General features: G+C 67.4%; 22 protein-coding genes and 1 tRNA gene. 16 read left to right on the forward strand and 7 right to left on the reverse strand.

Going from position 1 to position 25,704, the window contains the following annotated elements:
- From ACPYOD_RS06435 to ACPYOD_RS06445, 3 genes are all read right to left on the reverse strand, one after another.
- Nucleotides 1-850, reverse strand: an 850-nt coding sequence (locus tag ACPYOD_RS06435; protein WP_481300905.1) for an NAD(P)(+) transhydrogenase (Re/Si-specific) subunit beta, incomplete at its 3' end; no start/stop codon positions are given.
- Nucleotides 851-852: 2 nt separating this feature from the next.
- Nucleotides 853-1,161, reverse strand: coding sequence for an NAD(P) transhydrogenase subunit alpha part 2 (locus ACPYOD_RS06440; RefSeq protein WP_448101078.1), 309 nt, complete (start codon nt 1,159-1,161; stop codon nt 853-855).
- Nucleotides 1,158-2,312 carry an NAD(P) transhydrogenase subunit alpha gene (locus ACPYOD_RS06445; protein WP_481300906.1) on the reverse strand — a complete coding sequence of 385 codons (1,155 nt, stop codon included), beginning with the start codon at nt 2,310-2,312 and terminating at the stop codon, nt 1,158-1,160. The genes ACPYOD_RS06440 and ACPYOD_RS06445 overlap by 4 nt, the downstream gene beginning before the upstream one ends.
- A 247-nt stretch (nt 2,313-2,559) precedes the next feature.
- Here ACPYOD_RS06445 and ACPYOD_RS06450 point away from each other — a divergent pair.
- Nucleotides 2,560-2,635, forward strand: a tRNA-Ala gene (locus ACPYOD_RS06450).
- A 66-nt stretch (nt 2,636-2,701) separates the two neighbouring features.
- Here the strand turns inward: ACPYOD_RS06450 and ACPYOD_RS06455 are convergent.
- Nucleotides 2,702-3,331: an ATPase gene (locus ACPYOD_RS06455; RefSeq protein WP_481300907.1), complete on the reverse strand. Its 630-nt coding sequence runs from the start codon at nt 3,329-3,331 to the stop codon at nt 2,702-2,704.
- On the reverse strand, nt 3,328-3,684 hold the full coding sequence (locus ACPYOD_RS06460) for a type II toxin-antitoxin system prevent-host-death family antitoxin (RefSeq protein WP_481300908.1): 357 nt from the start codon (nt 3,682-3,684) through the stop codon (nt 3,328-3,330). The genes ACPYOD_RS06455 and ACPYOD_RS06460 overlap by 4 nt, the downstream gene beginning before the upstream one ends.
- Before the next feature lie 127 nt (nt 3,685-3,811).
- Between ACPYOD_RS06460 and ACPYOD_RS06465 the strand changes: the two genes are divergently transcribed.
- The 5 genes from ACPYOD_RS06465 to pgaD all read left to right on the forward strand — a co-directional run bounded on the left by ACPYOD_RS06465 (nt 3,812) and on the right by pgaD (nt 9,837).
- Nucleotides 3,812-4,003: a hypothetical protein gene (locus ACPYOD_RS06465; protein WP_481300909.1), complete on the forward strand. Its 192-nt coding sequence runs from the start codon at nt 3,812-3,814 to the stop codon at nt 4,001-4,003.
- Nucleotides 4,004-4,203: 200 nt separating this feature from the next.
- Nucleotides 4,204-6,273 carry a poly-beta-1,6 N-acetyl-D-glucosamine export porin PgaA gene (gene pgaA / locus ACPYOD_RS06470; RefSeq protein ID WP_481300910.1) on the forward strand — a complete coding sequence of 690 codons (2,070 nt, stop codon included), beginning with the start codon at nt 4,204-4,206 and terminating at the stop codon, nt 6,271-6,273.
- A gap of 5 nt (nt 6,274-6,278) precedes the next feature.
- Nucleotides 6,279-8,150, forward strand: a complete 1,872-nt coding sequence (pgaB, locus tag ACPYOD_RS06475) for a poly-beta-1,6-N-acetyl-D-glucosamine N-deacetylase PgaB (protein ID WP_481300911.1) — start codon at nt 6,279-6,281, stop codon at nt 8,148-8,150.
- On the forward strand, nt 8,147-9,397 hold the full coding sequence (gene pgaC, locus ACPYOD_RS06480) for a poly-beta-1,6-N-acetyl-D-glucosamine synthase (RefSeq protein WP_481300912.1): 1,251 nt from the start codon (nt 8,147-8,149) through the stop codon (nt 9,395-9,397). Before pgaB ends, pgaC begins: the two co-directional genes overlap by 4 nt.
- The gene (pgaD, locus tag ACPYOD_RS06485; RefSeq protein WP_481300913.1) at nt 9,394-9,837 is read left to right on the forward strand and encodes a poly-beta-1,6-N-acetyl-D-glucosamine biosynthesis protein PgaD; all 444 of its coding nucleotides are present in this window, start codon (nt 9,394-9,396) and stop codon (nt 9,835-9,837) included. Before pgaC ends, pgaD begins: the two co-directional genes overlap by 4 nt.
- A gap of 4 nt (nt 9,838-9,841) precedes the next feature.
- Here pgaD and egtB read toward each other — a convergent pair whose 3' ends face one another.
- A complete protein-coding gene (gene egtB / locus ACPYOD_RS06490) occupies nt 9,842-12,007 on the reverse strand; it encodes an ergothioneine biosynthesis protein EgtB (RefSeq protein WP_481300914.1) in 2,166 nt (721 codons plus the stop codon).
- 300 nt (nt 12,008-12,307) lie between these two features.
- On the opposite strand from egtB, the gene ACPYOD_RS06495 reads away from it, so the two are divergent.
- The 10 genes from ACPYOD_RS06495 (at nt 12,308) to pdeM (ending at nt 24,954) form a co-directional block, all read left to right on the forward strand.
- The gene (locus ACPYOD_RS06495; protein ID WP_481300915.1) at nt 12,308-13,819 is read left to right on the forward strand and encodes a GGDEF domain-containing protein; all 1,512 of its coding nucleotides are present in this window, start codon (nt 12,308-12,310) and stop codon (nt 13,817-13,819) included.
- 56 nt (nt 13,820-13,875) lie between these two features.
- Entirely contained in the window at nt 13,876-15,606 is a 1,731-nt protein-coding gene (locus ACPYOD_RS06500) for a vWA domain-containing protein (protein WP_481300916.1), read from the forward strand.
- An 11-nt stretch (nt 15,607-15,617) separates the two neighbouring features.
- Nucleotides 15,618-16,172, forward strand: coding sequence for an RNA polymerase sigma factor (locus tag ACPYOD_RS06505; protein WP_481300917.1), 555 nt, complete (start codon nt 15,618-15,620; stop codon nt 16,170-16,172).
- A gap of 1 nt (nt 16,173) precedes the next feature.
- Nucleotides 16,174-16,812, forward strand: a complete 639-nt coding sequence (locus tag ACPYOD_RS06510) for a hypothetical protein (protein WP_481300918.1) — start codon at nt 16,174-16,176, stop codon at nt 16,810-16,812.
- Nucleotides 16,809-17,405 carry an IMPACT family protein gene (locus ACPYOD_RS06515; protein WP_481300919.1) on the forward strand — a complete coding sequence of 199 codons (597 nt, stop codon included), beginning with the start codon at nt 16,809-16,811 and terminating at the stop codon, nt 17,403-17,405. Before ACPYOD_RS06510 ends, ACPYOD_RS06515 begins: the two co-directional genes overlap by 4 nt.
- Before the next feature lie 65 nt (nt 17,406-17,470).
- Nucleotides 17,471-19,234: an ABC transporter transmembrane domain-containing protein gene (locus tag ACPYOD_RS06520; RefSeq protein WP_481300920.1), complete on the forward strand. Its 1,764-nt coding sequence runs from the start codon at nt 17,471-17,473 to the stop codon at nt 19,232-19,234.
- A gap of 48 nt (nt 19,235-19,282) precedes the next feature.
- The gene (locus ACPYOD_RS06525) at nt 19,283-20,305 is read left to right on the forward strand and encodes a ligase-associated DNA damage response exonuclease (protein ID WP_481300921.1); all 1,023 of its coding nucleotides are present in this window, start codon (nt 19,283-19,285) and stop codon (nt 20,303-20,305) included.
- A complete protein-coding gene (locus ACPYOD_RS06530) occupies nt 20,305-21,900 on the forward strand; it encodes an ATP-dependent DNA ligase (RefSeq protein ID WP_481300922.1) in 1,596 nt (531 codons plus the stop codon). The genes ACPYOD_RS06525 and ACPYOD_RS06530 overlap by 1 nt, the downstream gene beginning before the upstream one ends.
- On the forward strand, nt 21,857-24,298 hold the full coding sequence (locus tag ACPYOD_RS06535) for a ligase-associated DNA damage response DEXH box helicase (RefSeq protein ID WP_481300923.1): 2,442 nt from the start codon (nt 21,857-21,859) through the stop codon (nt 24,296-24,298). Before ACPYOD_RS06530 ends, ACPYOD_RS06535 begins: the two co-directional genes overlap by 44 nt.
- Nucleotides 24,295-24,954 (forward strand): ligase-associated DNA damage response endonuclease PdeM, encoded by a 660-nt coding sequence (gene pdeM, locus ACPYOD_RS06540; protein ID WP_481300924.1) that lies wholly within the window; start codon nt 24,295-24,297, stop codon nt 24,952-24,954. Before ACPYOD_RS06535 ends, pdeM begins: the two co-directional genes overlap by 4 nt.
- A gap of 30 nt (nt 24,955-24,984) precedes the next feature.
- On the opposite strand, the gene ACPYOD_RS06545 is transcribed toward pdeM, so the two are convergent.
- Nucleotides 24,985-25,704 carry a copper homeostasis protein CutC gene (locus tag ACPYOD_RS06545; protein WP_481300925.1) on the reverse strand — a complete coding sequence of 240 codons (720 nt, stop codon included), beginning with the start codon at nt 25,702-25,704 and terminating at the stop codon, nt 24,985-24,987.

Below are 25,704 nucleotides of genomic sequence, written 5' to 3' on the forward strand. Positions count from 1 at the left end.
CGCCATCGCCGAAGTTCGAGAACAGCACGTTGGCAAGCGAGCGGTTCATCGCCTTCGCCATCAGAAGGGTCAGCAGCGTGCCCGCCGAGCCCACCACCATGCCCGCGATCATCAGCGCCGGGTTCTGCAGCGCGAAGCCTTCGAGCCCCACGGCCAGGCCAGTGAACGCGTTGTACAGCGAGATCACCACCGGCATGTCGGCGCCGCCGATGGGCAGCGTCATCATGACGCCGAAGGCCAGCGCACCCGCGAAGAACAGGATGGCCAGGAGCGCGAAATGAGGGCTGTCGAAGGACACGACGAGCGCGATGCCCAGGAGGGCGGTGGCGAGGAACAGCGCGCCGTTGACGACGCGCTGCCCTGCGAAGCGCCAGGGGTTCTGGATCTTGCCGTCCAGTTTGGCCCAGGCAATCACCGAGCCGGTCAGCGAGATGGCGCCGATCAGTGCACCGGCAGCGGTCGTCGCCAGGCCCAGCGCAGTGGGTTCGGCGCGAGCCGACAGCTCGACCGCCGCCACAGCGGCGGCCGCGCCACCGCCCATGCCGTTATAGAGCGCCACCATCTGCGGCATGGCGGTCATGCCGACCTTGCGCCCACGCACGAACGCCCAGCCGCCACCCACGCACAGCGCGACGATGGCGAGCATTACATTCACGACGCGGTTCGGCGCGACGTCGGCAGGCAGGTCGAACACCACCAGGAAGCTGGCCGCCACGGCGACGACCATACCGATGCCCGCCACGACGATGCCCGACAGCGCGGTCACCGGTGACGACATGCGTTTGAGACCGAAGATGAACAGGCACGCGGCGACCAGGCCGCTGAGGCCGAGGATGTGCTGGATCAGCATGTTCAGTTCTTCCCTTTGCCGCTGGACTTGAACATCGCGAGCATGCGGTCCGTCACCACGTAGCCGCCGCCTGCGTTGGCGGCACCGAGCGCGACGCCGACGAAGCCCACGGCCTGGGCGAAAGGCGTCGTCGCGTTGAGAAGCGCGTGCAACGCGCCGACCACGACAATGCCGTGGATGAAGTTCGATCCGGACATGAGTGGCGTATGAAGGATCGAAGGCACCCGACTGATCACTTCATAGCCCGTGAAGGCAGCCAGCATGAAAATGTAGAGCGCGATAAGCCAGGTCATCGTGGTGTCCATGGTCATTTCGCCGTCTCCGCCAGGACCGTATCCGCGTTCTCCATCGTCTTTCTTACTCCTGCATCGCGGATTTCTCCGGCGTGGGTGAGGACGGTCCCGGCAATCACCTCATCGTCGAAGTCGAGGGCGATCGCTCCGCTCTTTACGAACGACATGACCAGGTTGAGGACATTCTTTGCGTAGAGCTCACTCGCATGCTGCGCGAGCGCCGAAGGGACGTTGAGTGGCCCCAGGATCGTCACGGGGCCCACCGTGACCGTTTCTCCCGGTCGCGTGCCTTCGCAGTTGCCTCCGCTTTCGGCACCGAGGTCGACGATGACCGCGCCCGGCTTCATGGCGGCGATCTGCTCCGCCGTGATGAGGATCGGCGCGCGCCGACCCGGCACCGCCGCCGTGGTGACGATCATGTCGGCCTGGGCGATGTGCCGCGAAACGACCTCGCGCACTTTGGCCTGTTCTTCCGCCGTCAGTTCGCGCGCGTAGCCACCTTCGCCGCGGGCGTCCACGCCGGTATCGACAAACTTCGCGCCGAGCGATCGGGCCTGTTCAGCCGTCTCGGGCCGCACGTCGTAGCCTTCGGTGATGGCGCCCAGCCGATGCGCGGTGGCCAGCGCCGAGAGACCGGCGACGCCCAATCCCATCACCAGGACGGTGGCGGCGCGCAGCGAACCCACGGCGGTCGTCATCATCGGCAGGATGCGCGGCATATGCACGGCTCCCAAAAGCGGCGCGTAGTAGCCTGCCAGCGCAGCCTGGCTCGACAAGGCATCCATGGCCTGCGCCCGGCTGATGCGCGGGATGCGCTCCATCGCGAAGGCCGTGATCTTGCGGTCGCGCAAGGCAGCGACAAGGGACGGGTTCTCGGCGCCGTAAAGGAACGAGACCAGCACCGCCCCTGGCTTCATGGCGGCGATCACGTCGACCGAAGGCGGCTGTACGGCCAGCACGATGTCGGCATTTGCCACCAGCGCCGGCGCCGTGTCCGCGAACGCCACGCCCTCGAAGGACTGATCCAGGAATGTCGCGCTATTACCCGCGTTACGTTCCAAGGTGACCGATGCGCCCAGCCGTGCAAGACGTGCAGCGACCGCTGGTACCGTGGCAACGCGCTTCTCTCCGGGCCTGGTCTCCCGGAGCACCGCTATCTCGATCACCATACCTGCTCCATGATTCGACCCACCGATCCGGCGTGGTCTACCCATACAACGTAGACGGCTTCGTTATCCACCGAATTGACGCAGGTCATGTGCAACCCGATAACCGTCGCTATCGTGGGTTTCAGCGGCGGCAATATTCCGGGAACCCGATGGGCCGAGACAGCAAACCCATCGGCTTCCCGGGCCCGGGAACGCCCCGGACGGATGTTGGCAGTCGCCGGGATCGCTGATATAGTTCGCGCTTCGTGGGGCGGTAGCTCAGCTGGGAGAGCGTCGCGTTCGCAATGCGAAGGTCGGGAGTTCGATCCTCCTCCGCTCCACCATCTTTCAAAAGGGTTCGGCCTCTGGCCGAGCCCTTTTTTTTGATTCTTGCCGGAACCGCCTGGCGGTTATGCCGACAGCGCCGCGGCGAGCACGGGCTTCGCCCATTCCGGCGTTCGCTCCAGTGCGGCGACGTCCAAGGGCCATTTCAATTCGCCGGCGGCCATCTCGGCGACGAGGCGAGGATCGGGAATGGCCTCGCCGGGCGCGACGTCCACGCTGTTGTCGTACACCTGCAGCATCGCGATCGACGGCATCAGCGCCACCAGGTTCTCGAGAGCCGAGCCATAGCGCTCGCGAATCTTCGCTTCGGGGATGTCGTGGCCTCCGGCCGCTACCCGCGCCTTGACCCGCGCAATATGTTGCTCCGGCGACGCGAGCCCGCAGAACCACATGAGTACGTCGTGCGTACGCGCTGCTTCGGCGATCTTCGACGGCACGGTGCGACCACCTAACGTGGTTTCGAAAGCATAAGCCGTGCGGTGCTCCATCGCCTCGTCGAGACGGCGCATGCCTTCCTGCCATGCCGCAATGTTTGCGTCGGCCTGGCCGCAGCCGACCTCGCTCATGAGTTCGCGCGCGAACGTATCGGGATTGAACCAGTCCATGCCCGCCTGACGCAGGCGATGACCGCCGACAGAACTCTTGCCCGCGCCGTTGACGCCCGCCAGGACATAGAGGACCGGTCGTCCCTTCAATGGGTCTCCCCGGCCTTGACCTTACCGCCCAGGGTGGTCGGGCCCTGCATCAGGGCGCGCAGGCGGGCGCTCGCGTCTTCCGCCTGCAGCGAGGCGAGACGCTCGTCGAAACGGCGGCGAAGTACCTCCAGGGCCGATTCCTGTTGCGCGTCCGCATCGCTCAGGGCACGCAGGATAAGGCCGTACTCTTCGGCCGAAAGAATCACCGCTTCCGGCTCGCTGTGGTTGGTCACCACTACCTTCCCCTTCCGGCCGATGGTACGCATCACGCCGCGCCAGCCCAGCTTCTTTACGTCGGAAGCCGAAGTCTGCGGAAGGTTCTCAAGAGCGTCGAGCTTGAGGGTCAGGGCCATGGGACGATCCTGTAGAGGGCTTAAGGGCCATATTACCCTTAATTCCCTTTTTGGACCAGACCACTACACCACGCAGCCACACCCTCCCGGGCATGCTTGCCCCTGCCTCCATCCTGGAACCCTCCCCATGACCCCTCTCGACAAACCGATCAAGCGCGAACTGAACGTGGACGGCCAGGCGTACACGCTCACCATCGATCCTGAAGGCCTGAAACTCGTCGCCAAGGGCAAGCGCAACGGCGTTTCGCTGGCGTGGAAGGACGTCCTCAGCGGCGATGCCGGACTGGCGGCGGCCCTGCAGGCTTCGGTGAACCACTGAGCATTCTCTGCCGGAACGACGGCGTATAACTTTCGGCATAGGCCCGATGGAAGCGTCATCCGCTGCCGGAATGGGTGCCATTGGCACGTTGTTTGCGGCGACAATGGTGGGCTGGGTCGCCAACATCGGGATGTCGCGGCACCTTTTCTTCACCGCCGCCGGAGCTTCCCCGGACGGCCGACAGGACGCTGGTTGGCAGGATGAGACTGAATTCGACGACACATCCGCGCGCTGCGCGGGTGCCTGGGGCACGCCTGTGCCTCGCCCTGGCGCTGGTGCTTCACGGCCCCATCGCGGTGGGGGCCGCGCCTGCCGCGGAGCGCGATGCCCTGATGGCCAAGGCGCGTCACGAACGCGACGAGGGCCAGCGCGTGGACGCGCTCGCACATTGCCAGGCCGTACTTGCCCGGTGGCCTGACGACCGGGAGGCGCAGGCGCTGAACGTCACTTTGTTGACGGAATTGGGCGCCAGCACGCGCGCCGGGGAATTGGCGGCCTCGCTGCAGCCCTCCCCGTCGGTGGCCGAAATGTATCGCCTGCGGGCGGATCGTGTCGCCAAGGAAATCCGCTGGGCCGATGGTGAGCCGGCGGACCCGTTCCACCCCTACGTGGAAGCCGACAAGTCCGTGGAGGACGCCCGCCGCGTTGCCGACGATCCGTCACTGCCCGCCGATCTGCGCCAGCGCGCCGGCTTCGACCTGCTTGTCGCCCTGGCGCGTGCCGGCCACGTGGACGATGCCGTTGCCCGCTACGACGCGTTCCGCGCGCAAGGGTTGACGCTGCCCCCGTACGTCGAGCGGACCGCCGCGGACGCGTTGCTGGTGAAACGCCGTCCCGCCGAGGCGGTGACGCTCTACGAAGACAGCATCGCGAAGGACCCCGGCCCCTACGACCGCACGGAAAGCGAACCGCGCATCGGCCTCATGTACGCCTACCTCGAATCCGGGCAGACGCGAAAGGCGTTCCAGACCATCGACGAGCTTGCCGCGAAGGAACCGCAGTGGCTGCGCGCGCGCGGCAGCGCCGTGGCCATCCAGAACCAGCGCAAACTCGATGCCGACCTGAATGCCGCCGCCGTGCGCGACTACGTCGAGATGCACGCCGATGCCTATGCGCGGCTGGAGCCGATGAATCGCGAAGCGCCCGCGAATGCGCAGTTGCGCAGCGAACTCGGCATGGTGGAATTGGCCCGCGGGTGGCCGCGGCGCGCACGGGACGATTTCGACATCGCCCTCACCCTCGACCCGCGCGAAGCAGGCGCATATATCGGCAAGACCAACACGGCACGGGTGCTCAACGATTACGCCGCCGTCGACGTCGACCTGGACACGGCCCATGCGCTTGCCGGCCGTAACCAGCGGGTCGATCGCGCGCGGGAATCGTGGCAGCGCGAACGCGGCTGGCAGTTCGACATCGACAGCGAGCATGGCAAAGGCTCCAGCCCCGACTTCGGCGACCGCGACGCCACGACCCAGGCCACGATCGCCAGCCCGCTGATCGACAACCACTGGCGCATCGTCGCGCTCGGACGCTATTCCACCGCCGACCTGCCGGAAGGCGACGTGCGCCGCAGCCGGGCCGGCGTCGGCGTCCGTGGCTATGCCTACGGTTTCGAAGCCTATGTGCAGGCCCTGCCCTCGACGGATCGGTATGTCGGCAAGACGGCGATCGAAGGTGGCTTCAACTGGTCCCTGTCCGATCACTGGTCCTGGGCTGTCGACTACAGCACGGCGGGCGACGATACGCCGCTGCGCGCGCAGTACTACGGCATCTCCGCGAAGACGTTCGATACCGCGGTGACCTGGCGCGCAAGCGAACTGACCCAGGCACGCGTCGGCCTTTCGCGCGACCTCTTCAGCGACGGCAACCGGCGCACCGGGTGGCTGGCGGCGATCGTCCAGCGCCTCCACACCGCGCCGAACCTTTCGCTCGACGGTGGCGTGGAAATCGGCGGCTCGACGAACACGCAATCCGACCGCCCCTATTTCAATCCCCGCCGCGATCGCAGCTACGCCCTCACCGGGCGCCTGCAAAACCTGCTGGGTCAGTTCTACGACCGCAGCGTCACCCAGCGCATCGACGTCGCGCTGGGCCAGTACGCGGAACGCGGCTACGCCACCGATTGGATGGCCAGCGTCCGCTACGGACAAGTGATCCAGACGGGCCCCGGCTTCAACGTCGGCTGGGGCATCGGCTGGCACAACCAGCCTTACGACGGACGGCGCGAGCATCGCGTCGTTCTCGACCTGACGCTGCACTGGGGAGAATGAGAGCCATGCGCCCGCTGTTGATCCTGCTTGCCCTGTTCGGGCTCGCGCTTCCCGCGTTCGCGCAGCCGGTCGCCGCCGTGCGGCCGGCCCTGATCGTGCTCGCCTACCACGACGTGCGCGACGACGTCGGCCTGAACGCCGACCGCGATCCGGACGCCATAAGCACAGACCACCTGATTTCCCACTTCGATTGGCTCAAGGCGAACGGCTACCACGTCGTGAGCCTCGAACAGGTCGTGCAGGCAACCCACGGCGGCCCGCCCCTGCCGCAGGATGCCGTGCTGCTCACCTTCGACGACGGGCTCAAGAGCTTCTACACGCGGGTTTATCCGTTGTTGCGCGCCTACGGCTATCCCGCCGTGCAGGCGCTGGTCGGTTCGTGGATGGACATGCCCGACGGCAAGCACATGCCGTACAACGGCAGCGAATGCGATCGCTCCTGCTTCCTCACCTGGGACCAGGTGGCGGAAATGCACACCTCCGGGCTGGTGGAATTCGCCTCGCATTCGTGGGCCATGCACGAGGGACATGATGCGAATCCCCAGGGCAACCTGTTGCCGACGGCAGCATCCCTGAGCTACGACGAAGCCGGGCATCGGTACGAAACCGTCGACGAATACCGCGCGCGCCTCCGCAACGACCTCGACCATAGTGCCCGGGAAATCGAGCAGCACATCGGCGTGCGTCCCCGCGCGCTCGCCTGGCCCTACGGCGAGTACACCCGGATCGGCCGCGACGTGGCCGCGGACGTGGGCATGACCGTCACGTTCAGTCTCGGCGACGACAATCCCGGCCTGGAACCGGGGCGGACCGTGCCGCGCTTGCTGGTAAGCGACAACGTCACCGCCAATCGCCTCGGCTGGCTTATTCGTCACCAAGCCCGGATCGACCCCGCGCGCGTGGTCCAGGTCGACCTCGATTACGTTTACGACCCCGATCCGGCACAGCAGGACCGCAACCTTTCCAAGCTGCTGGATCGGATCAAGCGCATGAATCCGACCGACGTCTGGCTGCAGGCATACTCCGATCCGGACGGCGACGGCGTCGCCGATGCGGTGTATTTCCCCAACCGCCACCTGCCCGTGCGTGCCGACCTGTTCTCGCGGGTCTCGTGGCAGTTGCGCACACGTGGCGGCGTTCGCGTCTTTGCATGGATGCCGGTACTGGCGTTCCGCTTCCCCGGCCAGTCGCTGCCCACGCTCGCCGGCGAGCCGAAGCCCGGCGGAGACCACTATCGCCTCGCGCCGTACGACCCGAAGGTGCGCGCACTCATCGGCGACGTCTACGAAGATCTCGCGATGCATGCCGCGGAGGCCGGCGTGCTGTTTTCCGACGACGCCTACCTGCGCGATACGGACAACCTCGGTCCATGGGCCAGGAACACGCCGGCCCAGAATACCCAGGCGCTCATCGACTTCACGCAGGAACTGACGGCCCGCATGAAGCTGTGGCGTCCGCAGCTGCGCACCGCGCGCAACATCTACACCCGGCCGATCACCGAGCCCGGTGCCGAAGCGTGGTTCGCACAGAGCCTCCCCGCCTTCAATCGCGCCTATGACATGACCGCGGTGATGGCCATGCCGCAGCTCGATGGACAATCCGACCGGCTGGACTGGTATCGCAGGCTCGTGACCGCCGTGAAGACAACGCCCGGCGCGATGGACAAGACCCTGTTCGAGTTCGCCACGCAGGACTGGCGTTCGCACCGACCGATCCGCGCGCGCGACATCGCTGCCCGGATGCGCGCCGTGCAGGCCTTGGGTGCGCGTCATATCGGCTACTACCCCGACGACTTCCTCAACGACCGGCCGTCGCTCGAAGTCATCCGTCCGGCCATTTCCTCCTCCGACTACCCCTATGCGGAGCCGACGCGATGAATGGCGGCATCCTCCGGGCATTGCTCGAATTCGCTTTCTATTACCCGCTGGTGATGTCGCTTTTCTGGATGAGTGGCGGCGTCATCTACTTCCTGCGCTGGGAGCGCAGGGAACCACCGCGCGTGCGGCCCAAGCCGCTGCCGGAGTACCCGATGGTCAGCCTCGTGGTGCCTTGCCACAACGAGGGGGAACAGGTCCGCGAAACCATCGCCCATCTCGCATCGCAGCAGTATCCGAACTTCGAGATCATCGCGATCAACGACGGCTCCACCGACGATACAGGCGCGCAGCTCGACCAGCTGATGGCCCAGTACCCGGCACTGCGCGTCATCCACATGTCGAGCAACCAGGGCAAGGCCATGGGCCTTCGCGCGGCCGCGCTCGCTTCGCGCGCCGACTTCCTCGTGTGCGTGGACGGCGACGCGCTACTCGACGACTACGCCACGCACTGGATGATGATGCACATGCTCGACAGTCCGCGCGTCGCGGCGGTCACGGGCAACCCGCGTATTCGCAATCGCTCGACCCTCCTGGGGAAAGTGCAGGTCGGCGAGTTCTCGTCGATCATCGGCCTGATCAAGCGTGCCCAGCGCATTTATGGACGGATCTTCACCGTTTCCGGCGTGATCGCCTGTTTCCGCAAGAGTGCGCTCCACGACGTCGGCTACTGGAACACCGACATGGTGACCGAGGACATCGACGTCAGCTGGCGGCTGCAGATGCGCCATTGGGAAATCCGCTACGAACCCAACGCGCTTTGCTGGATCCTCATGCCCGAAACCTTCCGCGGCCTCTGGAAACAGCGCCTGCGTTGGGCCCAGGGTGGCTCCGAAGTATTGCTGCGATACACCCGGCGCCTGCTCAAGTGGCGCCAGCGGCGCATGTGGCCGGTGGCGATCGAGTACATCACGAGCCTGATGTGGTCCTACACGATGGCGGCGATCATCCTGCTCTGGGTGCTCGGGCGGTTCATGCCCCTGCCACCCGCGCTGTACGTCGAGACACTTCTGCCGCAATGGCACGGGGTGGTCCTCGGGGCCATCTGCCTGTCGCAGTTCCTCATCAGCCTGCTGATCGACCGCCGGTATGAAACACGCATCGGCCGCAACTACTACTGGATGATCTGGTACCCGCTGGTGTACTGGATCCTCAACACGGCGACGTCCGTGGTGGCGTTTCCCAAGGCGCTCATGAAGCGTCGCGGCACGCGCGCCATCTGGGTCAGCCCGGACCGGGGACTGCGATGAAAGCCGAAGCCATCATCATCCAGCGGCCCGAGCGCCAGTCGCACGCACAGCGGGCCGCGTTCGCCACCCTCACCGTTTTCGCATGGCTCTTCTGGGCCTTCCTCTGGCTGCCGCTGCTGACGCTGGCGGCGTGGGCTTTCGGGATACGCAGCGCGTGGGTGCAATTGCGCGTGTTCGACCTCGTCGACAACGGCGGCGATATCAATGCCATCCTGATCGTGGCCATCGTCTGTGCCGCGGTGTTCTCCGCCTGGTCCAAATACAACCACGCGCGTTTCGCCGGCAAGCAGAAACGCCGCGGAAACAAGCCGGTCGGTGTCGCGCAGACCGCTGCGGCCATCGGGGCATCCACGGAGGATGCCATGAGGGTTCAGGCGCACCGTCGTGCCGTCGTGAGCGTTTCGGCGGACGGCTTCATGACCGTCGACGATGCGACCTGACTGCTCACACCGCCTTCAGCACGAACACACCGAAAGCCGGGTCCGGCGAGATCCAAGAGCGCTCGACCCCCCATCCGCCAGCCGCCGCCAGGCGCGCAAGGGAGGCCGGCGTGAACTTGTGCGAGTTCTCGGTGTGGATGGATTCGCCGGCCGCGAACGCGAACGCCTGCCCGGCCACCGTGACGCTTTGTGCCTCGCGACTCACGAGATGCATCTCGATGCGTTCGAAAGCCGGGTTCCAAAGCGCGCGATGCTCGAACGATTCCGGATCGAAGTCGCCACCGAGTTCCCGGTTGATGCGGACCAGCACATTGCGGTTGAACGCCGCGGTCACGCCTGCCGCATCGTCATAGGCGGCCAGCAGCACGTCGAGGTCTTTCACCTGGTCGGCGCCGACGATGAAGTGTGCATCGGCACCGAGCCGTTGGCGCACCGAACGCAACAACGCCACCGCTTCGTCCGGCGTGAAATTGCCGATGGTGGAACCAGGGAAGAATGCGACCAGCGGGCGGCCGGCGACGGCGTGCGGTACCTCGATGCCCTGCGTGAAATCGCCCACCACCGGCTGTACGGCCAGCGCCGGGTACGCCTCGCGCAATCTTGCCACGGCACCGTCGAGCGCGTCGGCGCTGATGTCCACCGGCACATAGGCGGAGATCCAGGGTGCCGCGTCGAGCAGCACGCGGGTCTTGTCGCTCGCACCACTGCCCAGTTCCAGCAGCACTGCGTCTTTCGGTATCGACTCGGCGAGCACCGGTGCGATGTCGCGAAGAAGTGCCGTCTCCGTGCGGGTCGGATAGTACTCGGGCGTCACGCAGATGGCTTCGAACAACTCCGAGCCCTTGCCGTCGTAGAAATACTTCGGGGAGAACGCCTTGGGCGACGACGAGAGCCCGGCCAGCGTGTCGCGCAGGAAGGTCAGGCGCTCCCGATCGGGTGAGCTTCCGGGATCGCGGGCGAGACGGACGCCGCTGAACATCCAGCGCTGCCCATGCCGGTAGAAGTTGCGGTACGAGACGCGCGAATGGCCCGGCGGCGTAACGCTGGCGCCACCACGCAGCACCATCTGCCCGCTCATGAACTTACCGTTGTATTCGCCCACGGCGTCGTCCGCCGCACGAAATCCCGGATACGGCGCATAGGCGCTGGAGGTCCATTGCCAGGCCACATCGTCGACCTGGTCCAGGTCCGCGCGGGTGCGCACGGCGTGCTCCCATTCGGCCTCCGTGGGCAGGCGCGCCCCCGCCCAGCGCGCGAATGCCTCGGCCTCGTAGTAGCTGACATGGGTCACCGGCGCGTCGGGGTCCACGGGCCGCCAGCCACCCGGCGTCATGTGCGACCAGGCCTGGCCGTCGTGCTGCCAGTAGAGCGGCGCCTCCCAGCCTTCGGCCTGGCACTGTGCCCAGCCGTCCGACAGCCACAGGTCTGCCCGGCGATATCCGCCCAGCGCCATGAAGGCGAGCCACTGCCCGTTGGTGACCAGCCGGTCGGCGATTTCGAACGGTTCCAGCCAGACCGTGTGCGCGGGGCCCTCATTGTCGAAGGCGAACGCTTCGTCCCGCGCCCCGACGCGGACAGGGCCACCCGTTACGGAACGGAAGCGTCCGGAGGGGCCAGCCTCGGGCGCCTTCCACGCCGGATCGAAGGCCGGTTTCAACGGCGATTGCGCGAACAAGTGCTGCACGTCCATCACCAGCAGTTCCTGGTGCTGTTCCTCGTGCGCGAATCCGAGGCGCATGAGCGCTTCCAGTTCCGGCGAAAGCTCGCTCCCGAAGAACGTGCGCATATGCCGGTCCACATGATGGCGGTAGGCCAGCACGTGCGGGATGGCCGGACGCGTGAGCAGGCCGCGCAGCGGCCGCGGATGGCGCGGTCCGACCGCTTCGTAGTAGGAGTTGAACAGGTAGCCGAAGTCGGCGTCGAAAACTTCGTAGCCGGGGAGGTTCGGCCCCAGCAGGAAGGTCTCGAAGAACCACGTGGTGTGGGCCAGATGCCACTTGGCCGGACTGGCATCGGGCATCGACTGCACGACCATGTCTTCCGGTCCGAGCGATGCCACGAGTGCCTCGGTACGTGCCCGCACGGCGTCGTACCGTTCGGCGAGCGAGAGGAGGCTGGCATTGGCACAGGCGGCGCCGGGCGCCATGGATGTGTCGACGAGGGCTTGCATGAGGAGCTCCCTGGCTGGAACGGTCAGTCCCGGGCGAGCTCGAAGCCCACGCGGCTGGATCGCACATCCTGCGATCCGGCGCCGGTGAATCCAAGCCGACAAACGGGAACAGGTGACGTTACCCATTCGCAAAGATACGTTCTTGGATCACTCAATCGCTTTGACACGCTGCACCATGGTTTCCTGGGAACGACTTAACACCTGGGCGGCAGATCCGCCCGTAACATCGCTCCATGGCTCTAAATTTCCCGTCCGCCCGGCCGATATGACTATTGTGTTGCAGGTGGCGGGAGGCTCGCCATGAAATATCCGATCATCGCGGCAACCATCATCGCGGCCCACGCGGCGGCGCTCGTGCTCTTGCCTGCCGCAGGCATGGCCATCTCCTATACGTTCTTCTTCTCCGTGGCCGCCCTGGCCATGGCCAGCGTGCTGGTCGCCTGGCATCGGGAAGGCCCGCCCAGGGACCGCCGGTGGTGGCTACTGTTAGCCAGCCTGGCCCTGTGGACGGTGGGCATGTCGCTTTCCGCCCGACAGAACTACGTGCTGGAAAACTCGAACCCGGCCCCCGGCGACAGCATGTTCTTCTACATCCTGTACGTGCTGCCGGTCCTCGTATCCGTCTCGTCCGCGCCCGTGGCGGCGCGGAAGAAAACGGCGATGGCCATCGACCTGGTCCTGGCGACGCTGCTCGGCGTGCTTTTCTACATCCGCACGTTCTCCATCGTGTCCCTGGAGGGTGCGGTCGGCACGCAGGCGGCGGTGGACGTCGCATACATGCTCGACTTCGAGAACTCGTGTCTCGCCGTGGCTGCCCTCCTGCGCTACGTGGCCACCGACCGGCCGGACGACCACTTCTACTTCCGCGGCGTCTCCGCCTTCTTCGTCACTTACGCGATCTCCGGTTACTTCTACAACCACCATGTCGCACTGGCCGGCCATCCCGAATTCGGCACGTCGCCGTGGGACGTGCTGCTCGACCTCCCCTTCCTCGCGCTCTTCCTCGCCGCCGCCACGCGCATGCCGCAGCGCTACTGGCATGCCCCGGTGTACCTGGTGCGCTTTGTCCAGAGCGCCAGTCCCACGTTCCTCGCCATGAGTGTGCTTGGCTTCGGGCTGATGGTGATTCCCGGGTACCCGCTCCTCGGTATCTGCGGCGCCATCGCGGCGGTCATCGGCATCGGGCTGCGCGGCACACTGGCCCAGGTGGACCTGGTCGAGGAGGAATTCCGCCTCGTTCGCAGCCGCGACGAACTGCAAGGGCTCGTCTTCGTCGACAGCCTCACCGGCCTGGCCAACCGGCGCGCGCTCGACGAGCGCCTGCTGCGCGAATGGCACCGGCCAGGGCAGCAGGAACCGATTGCCCTGCTCATGCTCGACGTCGACCACTTCAAGGAATTCAACGACCGCTACGGCCATCTCGCGGGCGACGAATGCCTGCGCACGCTTGCCTCGGCACTGCTGCGGCGGGGACTGCGTGCCGGCGACTTCATCGCCCGTTTCGGCGGCGAGGAATTCGCCGTCGTGGCGCCCGGCACCACCCTGCCTGACGCACTCGCGCTCGCAGAAGGCCTGCGCAAGGAGGTCCAGTCGCTGTCCATCGTGCATCCGCTCAGCTCGTTCGGCGTCGTGACCGTCAGCATCGGCGTGGCGGCCGCCAACGCGAGTTCGGAAAGCGGCCCGCTCGATCTGCTCAACGCGGCCGATCGCGCGCTCTACCGTGCGAAGCAGGCAGGCCGCAACCGGGTGGCCAGCCAGGACGACGTCCGTGCGAACGCCATACGCATGGATGGTTCGCGCTATACCGGTTAACCCCTTTTCGCCTTTTCCTGCGTTTCACCGTCATGTCCCCCACGAGGTCGTGCACGATGAATGCGCTCCGTTCCGCCCTAACCCTCTTCTTCGCCGTCGTGGCCACCACCGCGGGAGCGCTCGCTGCCGCTGGTGCCGATGCCCGCGAGCCCATGCCCATGCCTGTTCCCGTGGATACCGCCGACTGCCCGCCCGGGCAGATCGGGGTCCGTCCGATGACCGGCCGCGCGATGCCGGCGCCGATGCCGACAGCCGCGCCCGCGCGGATAATCGAAGCCGTCGCGACACCCTTGCTCGCACCCGGCGGCGCTCCCGTTCCGCAGGCCAAAACCTTCGTGGGGATCGCGGATGCCGCGATGGCCCCTCCCGTCGACCGCGAAAACTACGCGCACCGCGACGCCAATCCGGTCCGGCTGGCTGCCAGCGAGCCGGTATCCACCTTCGGACTGGACGTCGACACCGGTTCGTACACGAACGTACGCAGGATGCTTCAGGAAGGCCGCCTGCCTCCCGCGGATGCCGTGCGAACGGAAGAATTCATCAACTACTTCGACTACGGGTACGCACCACCGGCAACCAGGGAGCCGCCCTTCAGCGTCACCACGGAACTGGCGCCCGCGCCCTGGAATGCGCAACGCCGCCTGCTGCTCGTGGGTGTGCAGGGATACGACGTGCCTGCCCATGACATCCCCGCCGCCAATCTTGTCTTCCTCGTCGATGTCTCGGGATCGATGAACGAGACGGACAAGCTGCCGCTGCTGAAGGCGTCGCTCAGGCAGATCGTGCCGAAACTCCGGGCGCAGGATCGCATTTCCCTGGTCACCTATGCCGGTTCCACGTGCGTGGCGCTGCCGTCCACGCCTGGCGACCAGCACGCGAAAATCGTCGCGGCCATCGATGCGCTCGGCGCGGGTGGATCGACGAACGGCGCCGCCGGCATCGACCTCGCTTACGCACAGGCGGCCAAAGGGTTCATCAAAGGAGGTGTGAACCGGGTGATCCTCGCGACCGATGGCGACTTCAACGTCGGCACCATAGGCATCGACGCGCTGAAGGATTTCATCGCCGAAAAGCGCAGGAGCGGCGTCGCCCTCACCACGCTCGGCTTCGGCGAAGGCAATTACAACGACGCGATGGCGGTGGAGCTGGCCGACGCGGGCAACGGCAGCCACCACTACATCGACAGCCTCGACGAAGGCCGCCGCGTGCTTGTGGACGAAATGTCCGCCACCCTCATGACGATCGCGAAGGACGTGAAAGTGCAGGTGGAGTTCAATCCCGCCGTGGTCGCCGAATATCGCCTGATCGGTTACGAAAAACGCGTGCTGGCCCGCGAGGATTTCAACAACGACTCGGTGGACGCGGGTGACGTCGGCGCGGGCGCGAACGTCACGGCGCTGTACGAGATCACGCTGAAAGGCGCCGGCGGCGCACGCATCGATCCGCTGCGTTACGGCAACACGCCCGAGACGAACGGCACGCGTGAGCTTGCCTTCCTGCGGCTGCGCTACAAAGCGCCGGAAGGCGGCGCGAGCCGGTTGATCGAGCGGACCATCAATGCCGAGGCGACACCGGAAGCCAGCGAGCGCCTGCGCTTCGCGGCAGCCGTTGCCGCCTTCGCCGAGAACCTGCGCGGCGGCAAGTACGCGGACGGATTCGGTTACGACAAAGTGGCTGCGCTCGCGCGCGGTGCGCTAGGCAAGGACGAAGGCGGCTATCGCGCCGGCCTGGTCAAGCTGGCGGACATGGCCGATGCCATGCAGACGCCGAAGCCTCCGATGCCGTAACCTCCCCGGCCATGGACGCTCCCCTGGCCGACGATGGCGGTTTGATGCTCGCCTGGGCAGGCGGGAACGCGGCCGCCTTCGCCGAGCTGTATGCCCGGCACAAGGGGCCGCTTTACCGTTTCCTGATGAAGATGGTGAAGGACCGTACGACGGCGGACGAGTTGTTCCAGGAAACCTGGAGCCGCGTGATCGCCGCAAGGGAGCGCTATCGCGCGGATGCGAAGTTCGGCACATGGTTGCTGCAGATCGCGCACAACCTGGCCATCGACTCGTTCCGCCGGCAGCGGCCGCAGGCCGGTGCCGCGGAAACCGAGGCCGTGTTCGCGGCACAGGCCGCGCCCGAACGGGAACAACCGGAACATGCGTTGTCGGACTTCGAGGTGCGCCGCCGCATGCAGCGCGCCATCGAGTCGCTTCCCGACGAGCAGCGCACCGCTTTCGTGCTGCGCATGGAGAACGAACTTTCCCTTGAGGACATCGCCGCCGTGACCGGCGTAGGCAAGGAAACCGCAAAATCGCGCCTGCGTTACGCCATGGCGCGCATCCGAGAACTCGTGGCCGAATGACATGAATCCCAGCACGCCACCGCCAGGCCACGACGATCTGCCCGAGGAGCGCGAGCTCGCGGCACTTTACGCGCGCCTGCCCAAGGACGAGCCCGGTGCGACGCTGGACGCCGCCGTGCTCGCGCAGGCCATGCGGGCCATCCCGCCGCGTCGCCGCCCGCGCTGGCCGGTCGCGCTCGCCTCCGCCGCCGTGCTGGTGCTGGCGGTCGGCGTGGGCTGGGAGTTGCGCGACAGCAGGCCGGAGTCCAAAGACGTGCCGGTAGCTATCCAGGAGAGGATGCCTGCACCGTCACCAGAGCCGGCGGCCGCACCCTCGGCACCCCCCGCCGTGCCCGCGCCCGCGCCAGTGCAAGCGCCGTTGCTCGCGCCCGGCGTCGCGGATGCCGACGTGGCACGCACGGAGGCATACGCACCGGCAAAGCCCATCGAGCGCGCCAGCAAGAAACTGCGAACCGCCGCTGCGCCGCAGGCCTTGCGTTCGGCTCCCACACCCGATCTGTCCCCCGACGATCGCGTCGGCGAGATCCGCCGTCTGCTGGGCCGCGGCGAGCACGCGGAAGCGCTGCGGCGCCTGCACGAACTGCGCGCCCGCTATCCGCGCTACGACATTCCCCAAGACCTGCGCGACCTGGAACCTTGAGCACGCCGCTGGACACGCTGGCCGCCCCGTGGCGGCATGAGCAGGACATCAGGAAAAGCCGATTCCTCGCACAGGCCGCACCGGTGGATACGCCGGCCGCGGCGCTTGCGTGGCTGGAGGCCAGCGGCGATCCGGCGGCGACGCACAACTGCTGGGCCTACCGCATCGGCGATGCCTACCGCTTCAACGACGACGGCGAGCCCGGCGGCACGGCAGGCCGTCCCATCCTCGCGGCGATCGACGGTCAGGGCTGCGACCGTGTGGCGGTGCTGGTCACGCGCTGGTACGGCGGCATCAAGCTGGGTGCCGGCGGTCTCGCCCGTGCGTACGGCGGCAGCGCCGCCGAATGCCTGCGTCTCGCACCGAGGACTCCCATCGTTCCCATCGGCCACCTGCTGCTTCGCTGCGAGTTCGGCGAGCTGGCCCTCGTGACGGCGCGCTTGCGGGAGATGGAGGCGATAGTGGATCGCGAGGAGTTCACGGCCGACGGCGCCGAGCTGATCGTGTCCGCACCGCTGGACCGCCTGGACGCCATCGTAGCCCGGGTCGTCGACCTCACCCGCGGACGCGCGCATCCCCGCCGCATCGACTGAACCGTTGAATACCGTACTGCCCGGCCCCATTCGTTCCCGAATTGCCTGGAAAACACCGAGTGAGCATGAGCGAGCAACGCAGGGAAAAATCGCGCAAGATCGGCGCGCTGCGCAATCTCTGGCCATTCCTTAAGCCGCACAAGGGCCTCGCCATCGGGTGGCTCGTGTTCCTAGGTATCTCGTCGAGCGCATCGCTGGTGCTGCCCGTCGCCGTCAGGCACATCATCGACCACGGCTTCCTCGCGTCCAGCCTTGCGGCCATCAATGGCACCTTCCTGGCCCTGTTCGGCGTGGCCCTGGTGCTGGCGATCGCCACCGCCGCCCGCTATTACTGCATCGCGCTGCTCGGCGAGCGCTCGCTCGCCTCCCTGCGCACCGCGCTCTACGACCACGTGATCCAGCTCGACGTCGGCTTCTATGAAAGCACCCGTGTCGGCGAACTCACGTCACGCCTGGGCACCGACACCGAGGTGGTACAGACACTGGTCGGCTCGGGCATCTCCGTCGCGCTGCGCAGCGCCGTGATGCTGATCGGCGCCGCGGCCGCCATGGCCTGGACCAGCCCGCGCCTCGCCGGCCTCACCGCGCTGGTGATCCCCGCCGTGATGTTGCCCATCCTCGTGTTCGGCCGGCGCGTGCAGAAGCTGTCGCGCCATAGCCAGGATCGCATCGCCGACGCCGCCGCGGTCGCGAACGAAACGCTGAACGCCGCACAGGCGGTGAAGGCGTACGCGCGTGAGCCCATCGAAAGCCGCCGCTATGCTTCGGCCATCGCCCTCGCGCTGGCCACGGCACGCCGCCGCATCGGCATGCGGTCCCTGCTCACCGCTGCCGTCATCGTGCTGATCTTCGGCGCCATCACGCTGGTGCTCTGGGCCGGCGCCCGCGACGTCATCGCCGGCGACCTTGCGCCGGGCGTGCTCAGCCAGTTCGTGCTCTACGCGATTTTCGCGGCGGGTTCCGTGGCGGGGCTCTCGGAGATGTGGGGCGACGTCCTGCGTGCGGCCGGCGCCATGGAGCGCATTGGGGAACTGTTCGCCGAGCGGGCCACGATCCGCACGCCCGATGCGCCCGAGCCGCTTCCGCGCCCCATGACCGGTGCGCTGCGCTTCGAGCAGGTCGAGTTCCGCTATCCCTCGCGCCCCGACGTTGCCGCCCTGTCCGCCTTCGATCTCGAGATCGCACCGGGTGAAACCGTCGCCCTGGTCGGTCCGTCCGGCGCGGGCAAGAGCACTGTCTTCAGCCTGCTGCTGCGCTTCCACGATCCCGTTTCCGGCGCCATCCGCCTCGACGGTGTCGACCTGCGCGCCCTCGCGCTTCCCGAACTGCGCGGGGCCATCGCACTCGTGCCGCAGGAAACCGTGATCTTTGGCGGCACGGCGGCGGACAACATCCGCTTCGGCCGCGCCGACGCCAGCGACGAGGAAGTACGCGAGGCCGCCCGGCTCGCCGAGGCGGACGGGTTCATCTCGGCCCTGCCGGACGGCTACGAGGCCGCGCTCGGCGAGCGCGGCGTGCGCCTGTCCGGCGGACAGAAGCAGCGCGTGGCCATCGCCCGGGCCATCCTGCGCGATGCGCCGCTGCTTCTTCTAGACGAGGCCACCTCGGCGCTGGACGCGCAGTCGGAGGCCGCCATCCAGCACGCCCTGGAACGGCTGGAAAAAGGCCGCACCACCCTCGTCATCGCCCATCGCCTCGCCACCGTGCAACGTGCCGACCGCATCGTGGTGATGGAAGGCGGCCGCATCGTGGCCCAGGGCACGCATGACAGCCTGCTGGCCGAGGGCGGCCTCTACGCGGAACTGGCCCGCCTGCAATTCGTGGCCTGACCCGGGGCCTTTTCGCCGCGTTGACTAGGCGCCACCTAACGTCGCGGCATGGATGGCGACCTGCTGCTACCGCGCCCCGAGGGCTTGTACTGCCCCGCGGGCGACTTCTTCATCGATCCCATGCAGCCCGTGGCGCGTGCCGTGGTCACGCATGCGCACGGCGATCACGCGCGATCGGGTAGCGGCCTCTACCATGTGGCCGCAGCTGGTCGGCTCCTTATGCGCGAGCGCCTTGGCGCCGGTTCCGTCATCCACGAGCACGACTGGAGCGAGCGCTTCGCGTTAGGCGAAACCAGCGTGTCGTTCCACCCTTCGGGTCACATCCTCGGTGCGGCGCAGGTACGCATCGAAGGCCGCGGGAAGGTCGTGGTGGTCTCCGGCGACTACAAGCGCGATCCCGATCCGACCTGCGCGCCTTTCGAACCCGTGCCCTGCGACGTGTTCGTCACCGAATCCACGTTCGGCCTTCCCATCTATCGCTGGCCGCCGATGCGCAAGGTGGTGGACGAGATCCTCGCTTGGGTCGACGAATGCCGCGAACGCGCCGTGCCGGCCGTGCTGTTCTGTTACGCATTGGGCAAGGCCCAGCGGCTGCTCGCGGAGCTGGCTGCGCGTACCGACCGCACGGTGCACCTGCACGGCGCCATGCTGCGGCTCGTCGAGGTCTATCGCGACGCGGGCGTGCGCATGCTGCCGACGGTGGCGGTCAACGAGTCGGCACGCGGCAAGGATTTCGCCGGTGAACTGATCATGGCCCCTCCCTCTGCCGCAGGCTCCCCGTGGATGCGCCGCTTCGGCAAGGCATCCACCGGTTTCGCCTCCGGATGGATGCAGGTGCGTGGCGCGCGGCGGCGCCGGGGCTACGACCGGGGTTTCGTCGTGTCCGACCACGCCGACTGGCCAGGCCTGCTGCGCAGCGTCGACGACTGCGGCGCGAAGCGCATCTACGTCACGCACGGCGACGGCGAAGCGCTTGTGCGGCACCTGCGCGACACCGGCCACGAGGCTTTCCCGTTGCGCACGCTCGGCGGTGCCATGCCGGACCCGCGCAGCAGCGAGGAAGGTGACTGATGCGCCGCTTCGCCGCCCTGTTCGAAGCATTGGATCGCACATCGTCCACATCCGCCAAGCGCGATGCGATGGCGAAGTATTTCGCCGACGCACCGGCGGAGGACGCGGCGTGGGCGGTCTACGTGCTGGGCGGCGGGAAGCTGAAGCGCACCGCGACCTCCACGGAACTGCGCCTGGCCCTCGCCGCGGAAACCGGATATGCGGACTGGCTGATCGACGACAGCTACCAGCACGTCGGTGATCTGGCCGAGACCATCGCACTGATGCTCCCAGGCACGGAGGACGACGGCGACGACGTGCCGCTGCACGTATGGATGGAGGCGCGGTTACCGTCGCTCGGCAGGCTGGAACCGGCGGAGCGCATCGAACTGCTGCGCGAGTGGTGGCGTCCGCTGCCCCGCGAGCAGGTGTTCCTCGTCAACAAACTCCTCACCGGCTCGTTGCGCGTGGGCGTCTCGCATCGCCTGGTCGTGCAGGCCCTCGCGCAATGGTCGAACCTTCCGACGGACCTTATCGCACATCGCCTGAGCGGCACCTGGAAGCCCACTGCCGACACGTTCCTTGCCCTGGCGGGTCCCGAGCGCGCGGACGAGCACGCGGGCGAAAGACCTTACCCGTTCTTTCTCGCCTCGCCGCTCGAGCAGGACGTCGCCTCGCTGGGGAATGTCGGCGACTGGCTGGCCGAATGGAAGTGGGACGGGATACGCGCGCAGCTGATGCGGCGCGCGGGCGGCGCGCTGTTATGGTCGCGCGGCGAGGAGCGGCTGGACGGCCGCTTTCCGGAAATCGAACTGGCCGCGCGCGATTTGCCGGACGGCTGTGTCCTCGATGGCGAAATCCTCGCCTGGACACTCGACGAAGAACACCCCCTGCCGTTCGCTGCCTTGCAGAAGCGCATCGGCAAGCTCAAGCCCGGACCGAAACTGCTGGCGGACACACCCGTGCGCCTGATGACGTACGACCTCCTCGAGCTGGATGGCCAGGACCTGCGCGAGCGTCCGCTTGCCGAACGCCGTGCCATGCTGGGCGCCCTCGCGGAAGGACATGCCCCCACCTTGATGCTGTCCCCCGCGGTCGATGCGCCGGCGTGGGACGCGCTGGCCGCCGTGCGTGGCGAATCGCGCGAGCGGCGCACCGAAGGCCTGATGCTGAAGCGGCTGGAATCGCCCTATCGGGTGGGCCGCAAACGCGGCGACTGGTGGAAGTGGAAAGTCGATCCGTACACGATCGATGCCGTGCTGCTCTATGCGCAGCCGGGCCACGGGCGCCGTTCCGGACTCTTCACCGACTACACGTTCGGTGTCTGGGAAGGCGACGCGCTGGTACCCGTGGCCAAGGCGTATTCGGGGCTCGACGACGCGGAGATCGGGCGCCTCGACCGCTGGATCCGTGCGCACACCATCGAGCGCTTCGGGCCGGTGCGTTCGGTGGAACCCACGCACGTCTTCGAACTCGCCTTCGAGGCCATCCAGGCTTCGGGCCGTCACAAGGCCGGCGTGGCGGTGCGCTTTCCGCGCATCCTGCGCTGGCGCAACGACCTGGGCATTCACGATGCCGACAAGCTCGACGACCTCCGCCGCCTGGCGTCGGGCTGAGGCGCGCCTCCTTGCGTGGTTCGCCGCGCAGGAACGCCGGGCCGCACCGTTCCAGCGTGCCGCGTGGCGCGCGTGGCATGAGGGCCGGAACGGACTTATCCATGCGCCTACCGGAGCGGGAAAGACGCTGGCCGCCGCGGGCGGTCCGCTGATCGATGCCGTGCTGCGGCCACGCATGGGCCTGCAACTCCTGTGGATCACGCCGCTTCGCTCGTTGGCGACGGATACGGCGCAGCACCTCGCCACCGCGGTGGAAGCGATGGAACTTCCCTGGCGCGTACTACGCCGTACCGGCGACAGCGGCAGCGCCGAGCGTGCCCGTCTCCGGCGTGGCGCGTGCGAATTGTTGGTAACCACGCCGGAAAGCCTCGCCCTGCTCTTGAGCTATCCGGACGCGAAGGAGCGTTTCACGGGCCTGCGCGGCATCGTCGTCGACGAATGGCACGAACTCGTCGGCAACAAGCGGGGAACGTTGCTGCAACTCGGGCTGACGCGCCTGCGCCACTGGCTGCCAGATCTCCGCACCTGGGGCCTGTCGGCCACCCTCGGCAATCTCGACGAAGCGTTGCGCGCGCTCGCGAACGACGGCGTGCTGATCGGCGCCCGCACGAAAAAGAAGACGATCGTCGAGAGCGCGTTGCCCGAGAGCGGCGAGCGCTTCCCCTGGGCCGGGCACTTGGGCCTGTCGCAGCTGCCGCGCGTGCTGGATGCGGTACTGAAGGCCCGCAGCAGCCTGGTCTTCGCCAACACGCGCTCGCAGGCCGAACTCTGGCACGAGGCGTTGTCGTCGGTCTGGCCGGAGTCGCCGGCCACGCTGGCATTGCATCACGGCTCGATCGATCCGAAGCTGCGCTTCGCCGCCGAGGAAGGCTTGCGCGTCGGCGCACTGCGCTGCGTGGTCGCCACCTCCAGCCTCGACCTCGGCGTGGACTTCGCCAGCGTGGAACGCGTGATCCAGGTCGGCAGTCCCAAGAGCATCGCGCGCCTTCTCCAACGCGCCGGCCGCAGCGGACACAGGCCGGGCGTGCCGTCGCGCATCCTTTGCGTGCCGACGCACTTGCTCGAACTCGCGGAGATTGCCGCGGCCCGGCACGCGCTCGAGGCGGGGCACCTCGAACCGCGCCGGCCCATGCGCGGATGCCTCGACGTGCTCGCGCAGCACCTGCTCACCATGGCCCTCGGGGGAGGCTTCAGCGCAGACGATGCCTATGCCGAAATCACCTCGTCGCTCGCCTACGCGAACCTGCCGCGCGAGCGCTTCGACGCCGTGCTTGCTTATCTGCGCACCGGGGGATCCGCACTCGCCAGTTATCCGGAGTACCAGAAGCTGGTGGAGACCGACGGGCACTACCACGTTGAAAGCGGGCGTATCGCGCGCATGCACCGCCTCTCGATCGGCACGATCACGTCCGACGGAAGCCTGCAGGTGCGGTACATGAAAGGCCCCAGGCTCGGCACCGTGGAAGAGAGCTTCGTCTCGCGGCTGCGGCCGGGCGACCGCTTCCTCTTCGCCGGGCGCAACCTCGAACTGGTGCGGGTGCGCGACATGACCGCCTACGTGCGCGCGGCACCGAACCGGCGTGGCGGTGTACCCCGCTGGATGGGTGGACGGCTGCCGCTCTCCGGGGAACTGTCGGACGAACTGCGCGAGGCGCTGGCGGGAAGCATCCCCGCTTCCGCGGAAATGCGCGCCCTCAGCCCGCTGCTCGACGTACAACGCCGACAATCGTCCATTCCTGGGATCGACGAGACGCTTTGCGAGCGCACGCGCACCCGCGAAGGCGATTACCTGTTCGTGTTCCCTTTCGCGGGACGCCTTGCGCACGAGGGACTGGCCGCGGTGCTGGCGTATCGCATGGCACGCATCCAGCCGGGCGACTATGGCTACGCCGTGAACGATTATGGGCTCACGCTCACCGCCGCGCGCATGCCGCCGCTCGACGAGCCCACGATGCGCCGGTTGCTGCATCCCTGGGGCCTGCGTGCGGACATACGCGCAAGCATCAACCTTTCCGAACTGGCGCGGAGGCAGTTTCGCGAAATCGCCCGCGTGGCCGGGCTGGTATTCAACGGGTATCCGGCGCACGGAAAGACGCTCCGGCAGTTGCAGGCCTCCAGCGGGCTGCTCTTCGACGTGCTGCGCCGGCACGACCCCGCGCACCCGCTGCTCTGGCAGGCGGAGCGCGAAGTACTCGACCAGCAACTGGACTATTCGCGGCTGCGCGCATGCCTGCTGCGGGTGTCGCGTTCGCGGCTGCTCTGGCGCGAGACGAAGCGGCTCAGTCCCCTGGCCTTTCCCCTCTGGGTGGAGCGGCTCCGGGGAGGCATCGCGGGCGACGACTGGAGGACGCGCGTCGAGCGCATGTTGGCGACACTGGAAGCCGGAGCGGACGCATGATGACGCGCGACATCGAAGTGGCGGGCGAGCGCCTCACGTTGCATGCGCAGCGAGCGATCCACTGGGCGGCGCGCCGCACGCTGCTGGTATCCGACGTGCATTTCGGCAAGGGCGCGGTGTTCCGGCGCGCGGGTATCGCCGTTCCGAGCGGCGACACCGAAGACGATCTCGTCCGCCTCGACACGCTCATCGCGGAGTTCGCGCCTGTGCGTCTGGTCGTCCTGGGCGACCTTGTGCACGGTGCCGCGACGGAACGCAGCGCCTGGGTGGAAAGGGTTCGCACGTGGCGCGAGTCGCACGCGGGCGTCGCGATGGAACTCGTCGCAGGCAACCACGACAGGCATTTCGACGTGGCCTCGCTCGGCATCGATGTACGTCCCGGTCATGTCGCCGCGCCGCCCTTCGTCCTGTCGCACCATCCGACGGCACATGCAGGCGGCTACACCCTTGCCGGCCACGTGCATCCGGGCGTGACCGTGCGCGACGGTTGGCGCCGGCACCGCCTGCCTGCTTTCGTCTTCGATCGCGACGTGGGCATGTTGCCGGCCTTCGGCACGCTCACCGGATTGCATGAGGTCCTGCCGGAAGCCGGCCGGCGCATCGTGGCCGCCACGCCCGCGGGGTTGCTGCCCGTAGGACAACGCGGCCGCCCATGACAGAACTACAGGGCAGGTTTTCCCTGCCGGTCAGGCCAGGGCCGTTGCCAGTGCGCGGACGGTTTCGAGGTCGGTACGTGTTTCGCCCGCGCCCATGCCGAGCGCGTCGCCTGGAACGCGGCGCATGGCCGACGGCAGCCTGCGCTTCGCGGACGCGTGGAACTCGCGGGCCCGCGTCGCCTCGCGCAGGGCCACGACGTTGCCGGGCTCGATGCCGGCCCCGGGCATCACCACGATGCGACCGCCTGCCTGGGAAACGAGCCGCGCGATACCCGACGCACCTGACACGGCGCTGGGCATCCCACCGGAAGTGAGCACACGCTCGAAGCCGAGTTCGATCAGGACCTCGAGCGCCTCGTGCCGGTCCGGCACCAGGTCGAAGGCGCGATGGAAGGTAACACCCATGCCCTCCGCCGCACGCAGGAACAGCCCGCAGGCTTCCCGGTCCACCTCGCCTTCCGCCGTGAGCGCCCCGACTACCACGCCGTCGCAGCCAAGCTCGCGGCAATGCGCGATGTCGTCGAGCATCGCCTCGATTTCGGCGTTCTCATAGAGGAAGTCGCCCGCGCGCGGGCGGATCAACACGTACAGCGGGATCGAAAGGCCCTCGCGAGCCAGTGCGATCGTGCCGTGCGAGGGCGTGACCCCGCCCTCTTCCAGGCAGGCGCAGAGTTCCACGCGGCCCGCGCCGCCCTCTTGCGCCGCGAACGCGGATGCCACCGAATTGGCCGCGATTTCGAGCAACGCCAT

The organism is Luteibacter sp. HAY1-4A (assembly GCF_056755355.1).

Coding starts and splice junctions, on each gene's coding strand:
- pgaB (WP_481300911.1), top strand. CDS start 6,279: ATGCGCCCGCTGTTGATCCTGCTTGCCCTGTTCGGGCTCGCGCTTCCC.
- ACPYOD_RS06445 (WP_481300906.1), bottom strand. CDS start 2,312: ATGGTGATCGAGATAGCGGTGCTCCGGGAGACCAGGCCCGGAGAGAAG.
- pgaA (WP_481300910.1), top strand. CDS start 4,204: ATGAGACTGAATTCGACGACACATCCGCGCGCTGCGCGGGTGCCTGGG.
- ACPYOD_RS06530 (WP_481300922.1), top strand. CDS start 20,305: ATGCGCCGCTTCGCCGCCCTGTTCGAAGCATTGGATCGCACATCGTCC.
- pgaC (WP_481300912.1), top strand. CDS start 8,147: ATGAATGGCGGCATCCTCCGGGCATTGCTCGAATTCGCTTTCTATTAC.
- ACPYOD_RS06525 (WP_481300921.1), top strand. CDS start 19,283: ATGGATGGCGACCTGCTGCTACCGCGCCCCGAGGGCTTGTACTGCCCC.
- ACPYOD_RS06545 (WP_481300925.1), bottom strand. CDS start 25,704: ATGGCGTTGCTCGAAATCGCGGCCAATTCGGTGGCATCCGCGTTCGCG.
- ACPYOD_RS06510 (WP_481300918.1), top strand. CDS start 16,174: ATGAATCCCAGCACGCCACCGCCAGGCCACGACGATCTGCCCGAGGAG.
- egtB (WP_481300914.1), bottom strand. CDS start 12,007: ATGCAAGCCCTCGTCGACACATCCATGGCGCCCGGCGCCGCCTGTGCC.
- ACPYOD_RS06495 (WP_481300915.1), top strand. CDS start 12,308: ATGAAATATCCGATCATCGCGGCAACCATCATCGCGGCCCACGCGGCG.
- pgaD (WP_481300913.1), top strand. CDS start 9,394: ATGAAAGCCGAAGCCATCATCATCCAGCGGCCCGAGCGCCAGTCGCAC.
- pdeM (WP_481300924.1), top strand. CDS start 24,295: ATGATGACGCGCGACATCGAAGTGGCGGGCGAGCGCCTCACGTTGCAT.
- ACPYOD_RS06520 (WP_481300920.1), top strand. CDS start 17,471: ATGAGCGAGCAACGCAGGGAAAAATCGCGCAAGATCGGCGCGCTGCGC.
- ACPYOD_RS06500 (WP_481300916.1), top strand. CDS start 13,876: ATGAATGCGCTCCGTTCCGCCCTAACCCTCTTCTTCGCCGTCGTGGCC.
- ACPYOD_RS06440 (WP_448101078.1), bottom strand. CDS start 1,161: ATGACCATGGACACCACGATGACCTGGCTTATCGCGCTCTACATTTTC.
- ACPYOD_RS06505 (WP_481300917.1), top strand. CDS start 15,618: ATGGACGCTCCCCTGGCCGACGATGGCGGTTTGATGCTCGCCTGGGCA.
- ACPYOD_RS06465 (WP_481300909.1), top strand. CDS start 3,812: ATGACCCCTCTCGACAAACCGATCAAGCGCGAACTGAACGTGGACGGC.
- ACPYOD_RS06460 (WP_481300908.1), bottom strand. CDS start 3,684: ATGGCCCTGACCCTCAAGCTCGACGCTCTTGAGAACCTTCCGCAGACT.
- ACPYOD_RS06535 (WP_481300923.1), top strand. CDS start 21,857: ATGCCGACAAGCTCGACGACCTCCGCCGCCTGGCGTCGGGCTGAGGCG.